This window comes from Escherichia sp. WS338 (genome assembly GCF_046486405.1).
Taxonomy (GTDB): Bacteria; Pseudomonadota; Gammaproteobacteria; order Enterobacterales; family Enterobacteriaceae; genus Escherichia; species Escherichia coli.
The window spans coordinates 18296-30963 of record NZ_JBJQLL010000037.1 but is presented as its reverse complement, the minus strand read 5'-3'; the positions used below and the strand labels follow the sequence as shown (position 1 = coordinate 30963).

The following is a 12668-nucleotide window of genomic DNA, read 5'->3' as shown; positions in this document are numbered from 1 at the left end:
AGTTGGTGATTTTGAACTTTTGCTTTGCCACGGAACGGTCTGCGTTGTCGGGAAGATACGTGATCTGATCCTTCAACTCAGCAAAAGTTCGATTTATTCAACAAAACCAGTTACAGCCCTTCGGCGATGATTCTCGCCGCTGAAGCCAGCACATCGTGGCGTCTCTCTGCGTTCTGTTGCGGCTGGGTAAAATAGGTCACCAGAACCAGCGGCGCACGACCCTGCGGCCAGATCACCGCAATATCATTGGTGGTGCCGTAGTCGCCGCTGCCGGTCTTATCACCCACAGTCCACGACGTCGGTAAGCCGGCCCGAATGCTGGCTGCGCCGGTCGTATTGCCTTTGAGCCACGTCACCAACTGCGCCCGCTGGGTTTCGCCCAGCGCATGACCCAGCGTAAGCTGACGCAACGTCTGCGCCATCGCCCGCGGCGTGGTGGTGTCTCTCGGGTCGCCGGGAATGGCGGTATTCAGCGTAGGTTCAGTGCGATCCAGACGAAACGTCTCATCGCCGATCGCGCGGGCAAAAGCCGTCACGCCTCCCGGGCCACCGAGCTGGGCAATCAATTTGTTCATGGCGGTATTGTCGCTGTACTGCAACGCGGCCGCGCTCAGTTCTGCCAGCGTCATTGTGCCGTTGACGTGTTTTTCGGCAATCGGATTGTAGTTAACCAGATCGGCAGGCTTGATCTCGACAGGCTGATTAAGCAGCTGCTTTTGCGTTTCACTCTGCTTAAGCACCGCCGCGGCCGCCATAACTTTACTGGTACTGCACATTGGAAAGCGTTCATCACCGCGATAAAGCACCTGCGTATTATCTGCGGTATCGATGAGCGCGACGCCCAGCCGCCCTCCGCTGCTTTTCTCCAGCGCCGCCAGCTTTTGCTGCACCGCACTCGTCTGCGCATAAAGCGGCGCGCTGCCCAGCAGCAGCGGAATGCACGCCGCCGCCGCGAACATCATCCGTTGCACTCTCTTTGTCACCATCTCAAACTCCCAATACGGTCAATCCGTGTTACATCAGTATTCCCTAAATTCCACGTGTGTTTTTTATTAGCTTCAAAAATCACTATTTCACGAAGAATTTAGACTGCTTCTCACACATTGTAACATTATTTACAACCACCTTTCAATCATTTTTGATAAATCATTGATTTCATCTTTGCTGCAATGATACTTAATAAACTCTGCAAGTTATCCACAGAGCAACACTCAATTTTATTGATGATATTCTTATTATACCAGACATTTTTCATACACTCCCTTGTACGGATAGTTTTCCGACAACTTCATGATTACATATCTTGCGGTTTTGATTATTTTTGCTGCAAGAAATACATACTTCAAACGAAAGGTCTTTATTTGCTGTCTGTATTCTGAAGAGTCCAAGGAATCAAACTTGAACAACAAAAATAGGTTATATGAAAGCATCATCATTTGAAACACGGCTTCATTCGCCCAAAATGACTTTAGCAAGAGATGACCCACCGCCATGTCGTATTTGGCTTCTTTGATATAGTTTTCAGCATTACCACGCTTTTCATAGTATATAACTACTTCGGATATTCAAAGCATGATCAGCGCTCTACAAGAGCGAGCGCAATCCGCTGTTACAGTCATGGAGCAAAGTAGTCGGCAAGCGCACACGAGTGTAGCTCACGCAGAGGAAGCAGCTACAGCTCTTGATGGAATTGGCCAACGCGTTAACGAAATTACCGACATGAACGCGCAAATAGCGACTGCGGTCGAGCAGCAGGGAGCAGTAAGTGAAGACATAAACCGCAGTATTATCAATATACGCGATGCTGCTGATACCAATGTACAGACCGGGCAGAATAATTTGCAAAGTGCGAAATCTGTCGCTCAGTTAACTAGCGCTCTGAGCGAACTGGCAAAACAGTTTTGGGAAAAACGAGGATAACGCTTTTCAGTATCTCGACAGGGATAACTTACTTTACCATCGGTTATCCCTTTTAGCCGCACAAATTTTAGCCATGGCTTTTCAGGAAGTCAGGGCTATCAGAATGGCCTTAGAAAGCCTAGTCAAAGAGCTGTCACGAGAACACCGTTAGCTTAGCGTACGATTTTTTCCGAATTCTGCGGTTCCCCCTAACAGCTTCCATGATGAAATAAAAAAAGCCTGGCAAGGAGCCAGGCTGCACAAAAGAGCGGTTTTGTATTCCGCATCCAATCAATCAAGAAGTAGTATAGCACACAGGTACTGAAGTGAAAAAATGTGATTCGCGATTAACAAAATATCTACCATTGCTCTAATTGATTGCTATAATTAAGCCGCAGTTTTTGTCAACTACGAAGACGTTGCCATTACTTAACTCCTTGACATCATTGGCGGCCATTAGGCCGCCTTTTTTTTTGCCATATGAAAACAATCGAACAAAAACTTGAACAGCGCCGCGAGTGGCAGAAGGCAGCCAGAGAACGAGCGATCGCTCGGCAACGGGAAAAGTTGGCTGACCCCGCCTGGCGAGAATCGCAATATCAGAAAATGCGGGATTCTATCGACCGCCGTATCGCTAAACAGAAAGAGCGCCCACCAGCCAGCAAAACGCGGAAAAGTGCGGTAAAGATAAAATCTCGTGGCTTGAAGGGGCGAACATCGACAGCGGAGGAACGGAGCATCGCCAATGCTCTTGGCGCTCTCCCCTGCATTGCCTGCTACATGCATGGAGTAATATCTGAAGAGGTATCTCTGCACCATATCTCCGGTCGTACCGCGCCGGGTTGTCACAAAAAGCAATTGCCCCTTTGTAGATGGCACCACCAGCATGCAGCACCGGCTGAAGTAAGAGAAAAATACCCCTGGCTGGTCCCTGTTCATGCCGATGGTGTGGTTGGAGGCAAGAAAGAATTCACCTTGCTGAACAAGTCAGAGATGGAGTTGCTGGCTGACGCCTATGAGATGGCAAACATCATGCACTAATAAATATATTATTTTTAATCTGAAATAATTGACAACTGACAAGTGACTTCAGTCAGAATCATCACATGCCCGGTACGGATGGATCCCTTTTCAAATATTCCATGGACGGCACAGTCTGAGTACCGGGCGCTACCTTCAGTTGTATTGCTAAGCCGCCGCTGGTGGCTTTTCTTTTTTGTAGGGGGCGCTATGGATAAGAAAATATGCGTTGTTTCGATGAGCGTCGGCAAACCGGCGTCAATGACTGCTGCATGGATCAACAATGAGCTAATAATGGCTGAGCGGACCAGCTACCCTGAACGCCGCCGCGATATGGAACTCCAGCTGCTGCGCGAATTGCGAGAAAAAGAGGAAAAGGGTTTTATCGTGCTGGTGGAAGAGGAAAACAGCTTTATTACTGGTCGAGTTGGCCAGCGTGTAAGGTTGCGCGATCCCTTCATGAACGGCAGGCCGGTACTAATTGAGGCAATGCAGATTTATAAGGAGCTGGAACGCCAGAAAGCAATCAAGTTACCGCGCAAGGAATCCGGCAAATACATCCTCCACCAAAGCATCTTCGATTCCGAACACGATAAAAAAGGCGATGAATTTTTCAACATCAACTGGAGCGAAATAACGACAGAGCATGTTCTGACGTTACTATGTTGCTTTGCGACGGAATACAACAACGTTGCCAGCGCCGACTACATCAGGGCAATGGCTGGAGAAGTTGAGGCACGCCAGGAACCATCGTTACTAAGCCCTCTGATTAACATAATTCGCGGCACCCAAACGCTGGCACAAAAACAGGTGCCTAAGGGAGTATTAACAGGAAAAGGAAATTATCTATAAACGTCAATGCATTAGGGTATACTTCTCCGTAGAACTATAAGTAAATGGAGTAAGTAATGAGCGAGTATATAGAAATTGCCTATGCAGCGGCTACACATAGGCTGTGCTTTCTTACAGGCACTGGATTTTCAAAGGCTGTTTCTGATGATAAAGCCCCAAGTTGGCAATCTTTATTGGAGCAACTGTGCGGTTTATTGAAGGATGGTGACTCACTCAAAGAGGAATTATTTCCTGATGGAAAAGCAAAAGACCTTAGCCTTGAAGAAGCTGCTCAGGTTATTGCACTAAAATTTATACTTTCGGGGAAAAATATTTACCAAGAGATTGAGAAAATCATAGCCTCAATCGAACTTGATCCATCAATTGAATATATTCAAGACTTTTTCAAAGAAAACACATTTAAAGTAATTACGACAAATTATGACAAGTTAGCAGAAAAGCTGGCTGGAGAGAATCGAACGTGTACAATCACCCCCGGCCTGCCAATTCCAAAATATAATTGTGAGGTTAAAGTCTACCATGTTCACGGTTCTATAGACTCCCCATCAGACATGGTTGTTACTAGCGAGGATTATTTCAGATTTATAAATGGTAATTCTTACTTTTCTAATAAACTAAGCACAGTTCTACATGAAAACACTATTGTTATCCTTGGCTATTCTCTAAGTGACGCGAACCTAAAGGCTATTATAAATGAATATAAGGTATTTTCACGGGACAACGTAATGTCCTCCAATATTTTCCTTGTTTCCCGAGGGGAACTATTGCAACCTATTAAAGATTACTATTTTTCCTGCTATGGGGTTAGGGTTATAGATAAAACAGAGGTATCTGATTTCTTTAGAAAACTTAACGATAAAATTCCAGAAGCAAAAAAAATAAAAGACAAATTGAGGCACTCAATCAAATCGGTAATAAAAAACGGAAGAGAGTATAAAATAGAGTTCTTGAAGCTAGAGGATTCTTTTTATCATATCATTTCCTCCATTTCATCATCTGGATATAGCTGGAATAATGAAAATGTATTAAATGTTTTTTGTAATATAATAGATAAAAAAATAGAACTTACTAAAAAGCCTGGCGCATGGGAGCAGTATGAACACCTGGCAAAATGGCTTATTTATTTCGGTAGTTTATTTGAAGTAAAAGGAACCAATTTTGAGAAAAAATACATACATGCGGTTGAACACTCAATGACTTATATGAATAAACCTTACGAAACAGGCTACTCATGGCTAGCATATCTAGCCTGGAAAACAAAATGGCCTTCACTGACAGCATCTAACCGCTCTCTTATTAAGAATGAGATGGAAGATATCCCGCTACAACAGATTCACGATATTGTATCTAAGTTTATATAGTATATTTATCTCCGGCCTAATCTCCCTAGGCCGGAGAGTTCTTAATCAGCATTCAGAAGCAATGCGTTATCTATGATGATCTGCTCCCATTCTTCGAATGCCCGGTCGCGGACGCCCTGGGGAACGCTGTTAGTTTTGAAATCGACGACCGTCCGCCATTTTCCGTCCGGACGGTACATGCGCAGAGCTTTACTTCCCCCTTCCCTGCGCACCTCAACGTTATGCTTGTCAGCAAACTCTTGTAATGCTCGTAGCGTCCCATGCTTTACTGTGTAGTATCGCTTTTTCAAGTTTTCTCTCCAGCCTGTGCTAAGGCTTCAACTTCCAAATCGTAAGACTCAAACTCATAGTCCTGGTCGTCAACCTCTTCAGGCACTGGCAGTAAATGCCAGGCTGAGTATATCTGACCATTATCAAAACGCTCCTGGCTGTAGAGCGTCGCGGCTATGAGTGTTAGCGCCGGGCGGTCATAACGGTAAATTTTGCGAACGTCACGGTCAACGAGACGACCGAAATTACCATAACCGCGCTCCAGTAATAATTTTTTAATTTCCGGCCAGTATGGACCATAGCTGCGGTACAGGCGGGGATTTTTCAGTAATCGCCCGCGTAGCCCTGACAGGAAGAAATCAACGTATTCGTCTTCTGTCTTTCCTAACAATGCCGTACGCAGTACCGCCTCAAGATATGTTTTATTCGGTTTTATTGTATCAGATAGTGTGGCCATATTATGCGACGCCCGGCGAACCGGGCGCTCCTGTTATGCGTATTGTTGGATGACGGCCAGAACGTCCGCCACGTTGTGTTTTGTCTCGATAATCCACCAGTTACCCGGGAAATCGCTGTTCTTCGCCTTCGCTGGCAGCCAGCGAGCGCCGAATTTCGCCTTGATTGCGTCTTTCGCACGGAAAAGAACGCCTTTCATGCCTGAGGCTTCCTGAAGCCCAAATACCTCGCCAGCGGCGAATTTTGGTGCGTACATCATCTTCAGGTCGGCGGTGGATACGCGATAATTCAGACCAAGAGACTGAGCTATGCTGGTGGCATCACCCTGTATTGATGATAACTCTTCTTGTTTCTCGTTTCTGGCGGCAATCTCTTCCTCCGTGATGTTGCCAAGGGCCAGGTTTATCCGATCAGCGTCGGCCTGTTTCTCTTCATCGGTGCGCCCGGCAAGAACCGTGTTAATTCTCTGCAATATCTCCACATGATTCTTGCGCATGCTGAGCAATTCCGGCGTAACCTCGTTAAGATCCACCAGCCCAAGGATGGCAAGGTCGGAAAACATTGATACCAGGTTGTAGGTCATGCGATAGCTGAGTTGACCATAGGCTGATGGCAACTTCACCGCATCCATTTGATAGGCATCCATAAATTTAGAGCCGTCGTTTACGACATCCGCTATTGCAGGTGTGATTTTCCCTGTGGTGGCGGCCTCCCTGATTGCTGTTACCCACGATTGAGTCAGCGCGGCGACTGCATGATTCAGATTGGCTTCCCGTTCTGCTGCAATGCGCGCACTTGCTGCGTCCATTGCCTGCTTGATCTCGTCTTTATTGCTGTAAATGCCAATGGTGCCAAACTGTGCTGTGGTGATCTCATAATCTGACGCCCGGAACTCATTGGTACCGAAAATGGCATTGGTGACTTCAAGTTCAGAATCACCGTTACGAGTAGCCCCCTGGCTTGTTTTCTCCGGCATTCTGGCGATCGCATCCGCTATTTTCTCCTGAATTGCTTCAGGAGATAGCGTATCTCCGTATGACGCGATTACATCGCCATAATTGGAGCCAAACAGTTCAGTCAGGAATACTTCTGCCAAACGGACCTGGCGGTTATTCCCTTCCGACATCATACCAAGCACCCATTTTGCAATTGACGACTTCAGCGCGCCGTCACGGCGATCCGGGTAAACCGCATGCTTCAGTGGGTCCGTATAGGTACCAACAAAATCAATGCTATAGCCTGACTCTGTAGTCTGAACGCCGTATGAGTCAGTGATTTTGATCATGCCGCGCTGCTGGAAACGGTAGAAATCGTCACAGGAAATGATGTCGTTAATCCCGGCGATGGAGACGCCACCACTGATTTTCTGCATAACAGCATCTTCATCGGGAGTTACATCCACCTGTTTATCCAGCGTCTTCACATCCCAGTTACCCGATTTGGTGCCTTTGAAGGTAAAGATGATCTCCACGTCTGCGCGCTGGCTGTCGAAGTCCAGCGACTTAATGCGAACGATATCACCGGCACAATCGTAGTATTGGCCTACACGCCATGAGCGATCGCCGATAACAAGGAACTTATTCGCATGGTTAACCAGATCAGGATCAACATCCAGAATGCCTTTATTTATTGCATCCTCCACCAGCGGGCGCAGGCGTTTGATATCCGTCGCGGCCTTCTGAGTACGGTTCAATAATTTCTCATAGCGGGAGATGGCTTGAGAGATATTAGCCTTGCGCTGAATGGCGCTTTTCAACGACGCGCGATACTGTGCTAACAACGTACGGTCTGTGTGATGGACGCTACCCCAGCGGGCCTTCCAGTCTGCGTTATCAGCTGCTTTGGCCATTACCGCCTGTTTGAATTTAGCTACCTCGGCGGTGGTCTTTTCAAGTTCCGCTTTGCTTCGCTCTAATTCAGCGGTAAGTACCTCCACATCCTCGCCAGCTGCGTGCTGCGCCTTGATGTAGTTCTGAAGGTCGATAGTAGCCTGTTCTTTCTGGCGAGCGCGTTGCGCGGCTTTCGCCTTATCCATTTGAACCTGCATCATTGCCAGACGTTCGCCATCATCCTTAGCGGTATACATCTGCATTTCGATCATATCGTTGGCGTCGGCGTTCTCCATTTCTGACTTATCTGAACGGAGGATATCGGAGATCCAGCCTGCTTTACGCTTCAGCGTCTTCAGTCGGTATTCATCGAAAGAACCCTTGCCGCAGTAGTAATGAACGCGAACGCTTGCACGGTTGGAGCCAACTCGGGCACCGCGACCGTTACGCTGTGCGATACTGGCTGGTGTCCATGGCAACGTCAGATGATGGATGTCAGTCGTTCCTCGATGCAGGTTGATACCCACCTCTGCCTTTTTGTTGCAGATGATGATCGGAGTCCGGCCCTCCTGGAAGTCGGCTGCAATCTTTTCCAGACCGCCCAACGACATTTCATTTTGCTGCGCGATATAGGCGTCATACAGAGCCATTTGCTCGTTGTATTTCGCTATCTGTGCATCTGTTGGTTCATCCGGTAACTCTTTCGGCGGTTTAACCGCTTTCAGTTTCTTACCGGTTTTACCTGCCTCGGCAACCGTCTGAGCATTCAGGATCCCCACCTTTGAAGGTTCAAGGTTAAGAGCATTGCAGATAATGCGCTTGAGCTTCTGGTGCTGCGTTTTTTCATCGGTGAAGATGATTTGCTTACCTTCCGGGAAAAACTCCTTCAGCGTGGCGATCAGCTTCGCGTATTTCGGCGTAACGGGGTGAGTTACGGTCTGTTCGTCAATGCCAAACCTGGCCAGGCGCTTATTCACTTCCTGCTCGAACGCTTCCGGAACCTGCAACTGAATAAACTCGCCCTTATCTATCAGGGAGTATTGCGATTGCTGCGTGATTGAATCATCACTGTCGTCGTCTTCGCTGGTGGCTTGTTTAGGCAAACTGTCCGCCAGCTGCTGCACCGCATCGGCGTACTCCGGCAGGAAACGATAGGTGATCCGGCGATAGTACAGGTCCATGTCAGTACATACGCGGTCCATATCCCTGATTATTGAGAAGGTCGGACGGGCTTTCTCGTGCTCAATCACGCCGTCTTCATTGACCGAGGTCGTTACGCCATTGTTGGCTTTGGCCGCCGCTTCCGCCTGCTGACGCAATTCTTCATACGCCGCCAGTTGTTCTTCAGTAAGTGGTGCATCCTGCTGGTGTTCGTCCAGCTCCGGGATCTCCACGGTATCCTTAACGTCTTCCGCCGTTTTAAGCGTTACCCAGCGATGGAATATACCGCGCAGCGCATCAAGGTTTTCAAAGCCCACCAGCGCCATTTTTTCTTCAACTTCACCGCTGATTTTCTGTACCGTTTCCAGCCTGGTCTTGCCGAAGAATTTAACGAAGTCATCAGGACCGTAGATCCCCATCTTCTGCCAGTATTCCTTCGGCAGAACATGAGAAAGCATGTTGTATGCATCGATCGGGGTGTTAACGACTGGCGTTGCAGTCAGGAGAACCGGCCCGCGCCCGCCATTCTTTTTCATCAGGTACGCGTTTTTAATTGCCATATCCCGCGCCGATTGCGCCACCGCGCTGGTGGGCAGATAGGCCAGTTGTGACGCTTCGCGACCATTTTTATAGCTATTGCGGTAGTTGTGGCCTTCGTCAGCAATCACGCTGTCGAAGCCCATATCCTCAAAGTACGGATACTTCTCTGCTTTTTCGGTACCGGTATCTGAATACTCCGACAATACCCGGCGACGCGCCGCCTCTTTGCGGTGGGAGTCGGAGTCCATTGCGCTGGCTACGCGCCCGGCGGCAACGAAGTCATAAAGCATGTCTTGTGCATGCTCATCTACGGTGTCATCACGTAGCGGAATGCGGGCGTATTGTTCTTTGGTAAACACGACTGCACGGTAATTTGAGTGCGGGATCGCGTTCATCCGCGCCGTGATAGTGGCTTCATCTGCCAGCTTAAGAGCATCGCGCATAACTGGAGTGCCATCAGTACCAAGAACAGGTTTACCGTTCTCATTGAGCACCGGCACCTGGCGAATCTGATCGCCATCCATCAGCACATCAAGACCGACGAACAGGTAGTTACTGAATGCCTCTTCACTCAGGAACTCTTTTGCTTCGTAATACCAGTTTTCCAGCACTGATTTAGGCACTACATACGCAGTACGGGTGGAGCGACCGTTCTCATAGTTGAACGCCTCAAGCGCCAGCGCGGTCGTCGTTTTACCCAGCCCGGTGCCGAAGCCCAGGATGCCGCGCCCATCTTCGGACAGTCGTCTCACCTCGCTATTCTGGTAATCAAATGGCTGGCGCTTACCGCTTAATCCCTTCAACCCAAGCGGATCGCCAGAGTGTTCATACGGGATATTGCTATTGAACACATCGTTGTATTTGGCAACCAGCTCATCGTAGCGATCGTGCGTCTTGATCCACTTATTGAACTGGTCCTCAAGCAGTGCCATCTGCTCGCGGTAGCCGTTCGCCGTCGCGCTATCTTTGCCACCGATACGCGCACCATTGAGATACTTTTCCAGCTGTGCCGGGAACCCGGTCGCGTTTTCACCTGATTTACGGTCCCACTCGTAGCGGATCTCGCCTGTTTCTTTATCCTTGCGCTGGACGACACCGTATCGGTGCCCGACGAACAGACCATCACCACCGTGATAGGTGTCAGAAACCATTTCGTCGCCTTCCAGCTGCACTGACTGCACATAGCGAAGATCCGGATAGCCGTTTTCCTGCAAAAATTCCAGAATGACGGAACGGTCGAACCAACGGCTATTGAGCTTAAAGCGGATATTCTCTGCTGGCGTCTTGATGCGCTTCTCTTCGATCGCTGCCAGCTGATTAAGGACGTTGTTCTTTACTGGACCGTCGGGGAGTGTGGCAAGGAATTCCTGTTTTGGTGCCACTATCTCGTTAATGTCGCCGCTGGTGGCGCGGGCGAACGGAACAATCCCGCCATACGGTGAAACCGCAATGCCAGGGGTGCTGGCCAATAAATTAAGCAACTCGTCATCACTGGCTGGCAGTTCGCCGGTAAACGCAAGGCGGAAATCATCGAGCTGGATTGGATCGCGAGTGAGATCACTGTAGAGATAACGCAGGGTGTCCTGATAGCTGGTAGAGTCATAACTGGCGCTGGAATCATGCGTAACCAGTTTTCCTGTCAGCTCGTCAGAAATAGTGCCATCCAGCTTAATTGCACCACGGAAAGCAAACCAGGCGCGCGCACTGCTCCCCGATAATTTCGCTATCGGACCGCGACCGGGGTTACCAAAACGGTCAATCTCTGCCTGCAAACGGGATACCAGAGAAAGGCGCTGCTGTTCGATTTGTTCAGCACTATGCCCGGCGGCCTTCATGTCCTGATATTCAATTAACATCCGGCCAATCATCGCCCCGCGATACAAGCGTTCACGGTATTTTTCAGGCTGGCTGTTAATCCAGTCCACCAGCTGCACCATATCGTCGCTGATTGATGTGGTGTACTTATCGCGGACATTTGCCATCTGGGTAAATGTCATGCCGAGACGGCCTTCTGTTGTAGTCAGGTTACGCTGAAGAGCCTCCCAGCTATCCGCGCCATAACTGGCAGCATCGATCTTAAGTTCCTTCCCTGCATCAGCTTCAATCCAGCGACCACCAGCATATTTTTGCCATACGCCATTAATCAGGCGCATTTCCCCTTCACCAACAACGTCTGCGGTCGGTGACGGTTCAGCCATATCGAGCAAAGACCAGTCGATACGGCTTTCGAAACGATGAATCAGCTTCGCTTTAAGAGCCTGGTTATCAATCTGACCGTCGGCACGAACCTCAATACGCCCCTGGAAGCCCTTTTCCTGGGTGCCATGAACAAACCGGCGGCCATCCTTTTCAAACCACTTGCCAGAAATAAACGTTGACCAAAGCACATTTGCCGATTCGAGAGTGCTTTCATCCACCAGGGGGATTTTCTCAGCCATCTCTGCCGGATGTTTGCGCATCAGCACCACATCTACGACCGTACTGGTCCCGTTAGCGTCAAAAGTACCGGTAGGCAAGCGGTGGGCACCAAGAAATTCAGCTTTCCGTGATAGGCGCAGGCGTAACCGCTTCATGTTTGAACCTGAAACAATGGACGGCGGCACAATCACGCACATGAATCCGCCTGGCTTTATCTTGTCCAGCATGCGGAGCATGAAGTAAGAACCCATGTCCGTTTCTTCTGCGTAAGGCTTATCGATGTTGCGTGTGTTATCACGACCACCGAACGGAACGTTACCCACAACATGGTCGAATGAATCGTTAGGCGTGCTTACAGCCAGTTGTTCGAACGGAGAAATCTGTACGCTGTCTTCCGGGTGCAACAGCTGGTTTATACGACCGGAAACACTGCTGATCTCAGTCGCGGTCATCACCGTACCAACCGGTTTTGTCTCATTAAAAACGCCGGTTCCCGCCGATGGTTCCAGAGTGTTACCTACGTCCGCGCCGTAGAGCTTCATGATCTCCCAGACACCTTCAGCGATCGGCTTTGGTGTGTAATATTCGGAGACGGACCCGCCAATGCCGCCTTCGCCGGTGTACCCAGCCAGGATCTGGCGCTGTTCATCTGTCAGTGTCGCGCCGTCCACCAGCGAATTAAGCAAATCTATCGCCTTCTGATTCGCCTCCCGGCGTAGTCGGTCATAGCTTTTGCCTTCCACCTTTTCCACGCCGTATCTAATCGGCGCTCGGTGAGATGTTATTGCCCTAATGTATTTCAATATTTCGCTGACACTTGAACAGCGAAACACCCCTATAGATAGCTTGTTCATTGGTAATC

At 49.1% G+C, this 12668-nt stretch carries 9 protein-coding genes and 1 pseudogene; 4 read left to right on the top strand and 6 right to left on the bottom strand.

Annotated features, from left to right (window positions below; all coding sequences use genetic code 11):
* The 3 genes and pseudogenes from ACJHWT_RS21535 to ACJHWT_RS21525 form a co-directional block, all read right to left on the bottom strand.
* The coding region (locus tag ACJHWT_RS21535) for a hypothetical protein (RefSeq protein WP_227500407.1) at window positions 1-76 on the bottom strand (76 nt) is incomplete at its 3' end.
* A gap of 34 nt (window positions 77-110) precedes the next feature.
* Window positions 111-986 (bottom strand): extended-spectrum class A beta-lactamase CTX-M-130, encoded by an 876-nt coding sequence (locus tag ACJHWT_RS21530; protein WP_063859949.1) that lies wholly within the window; start codon window positions 984-986, stop codon window positions 111-113.
* A 249-nt stretch (window positions 987-1235) separates the two neighbouring features.
* A pseudogene (locus ACJHWT_RS21525) lies at window positions 1236-1559 on the bottom strand (transposase); the annotation flags it as partial.
* A gap of 13 nt (window positions 1560-1572) precedes the next feature.
* On the opposite strand from ACJHWT_RS21525, the gene ACJHWT_RS21520 reads away from it, so the two are divergent.
* The 4 genes from ACJHWT_RS21520 (at window position 1573) to ACJHWT_RS21505 (ending at window position 5132) form a co-directional block, all read left to right on the top strand.
* On the top strand, window positions 1573-1920 hold the full coding sequence (locus ACJHWT_RS21520) for a hypothetical protein (protein ID WP_058914894.1): 348 nt from the start codon (window positions 1573-1575) through the stop codon (window positions 1918-1920).
* Between the two features lie 459 nt (window positions 1921-2379).
* Window positions 2380-2940: a Ref family protein gene (locus ACJHWT_RS21515; RefSeq protein ID WP_000848375.1), complete on the top strand. Its 561-nt coding sequence runs from the start codon at window positions 2380-2382 to the stop codon at window positions 2938-2940.
* Window positions 2941-3129: 189 nt separating this feature from the next.
* A complete protein-coding gene (locus tag ACJHWT_RS21510) occupies window positions 3130-3771 on the top strand; it encodes a hypothetical protein (RefSeq protein WP_001376241.1) in 642 nt (213 codons plus the stop codon).
* Window positions 3772-3827: 56 nt separating this feature from the next.
* Window positions 3828-5132 (top strand): SIR2 family NAD-dependent protein deacylase, encoded by a 1305-nt coding sequence (locus ACJHWT_RS21505; RefSeq protein WP_023356280.1) that lies wholly within the window; start codon window positions 3828-3830, stop codon window positions 5130-5132.
* Window positions 5133-5173: 41 nt separating this feature from the next.
* On the opposite strand, the gene ACJHWT_RS21500 is transcribed toward ACJHWT_RS21505, so the two are convergent.
* The 3 genes from ACJHWT_RS21500 to ACJHWT_RS21490 are packed head-to-tail and all read right to left on the bottom strand — an operon-like array spanning window position 5174 to window position 12660.
* Complete coding sequence (locus ACJHWT_RS21500; RefSeq protein WP_000747846.1) at window positions 5174-5422, bottom strand: hypothetical protein; 249 nt, start codon at window positions 5420-5422, stop codon at window positions 5174-5176.
* On the bottom strand, window positions 5419-5859 hold the full coding sequence (locus ACJHWT_RS21495; RefSeq protein WP_000224043.1) for a hypothetical protein: 441 nt from the start codon (window positions 5857-5859) through the stop codon (window positions 5419-5421). Before ACJHWT_RS21495 ends, ACJHWT_RS21500 begins: the two co-directional genes overlap by 4 nt.
* A 33-nt stretch (window positions 5860-5892) precedes the next feature.
* Window positions 5893-12660 carry an N-6 DNA methylase gene (locus ACJHWT_RS21490; RefSeq protein ID WP_248807165.1) on the bottom strand — a complete coding sequence of 2256 codons (6768 nt, stop codon included), beginning with the start codon at window positions 12658-12660 and terminating at the stop codon, window positions 5893-5895.
* Window positions 12661-12668: the final 8 nt, after the last annotated feature.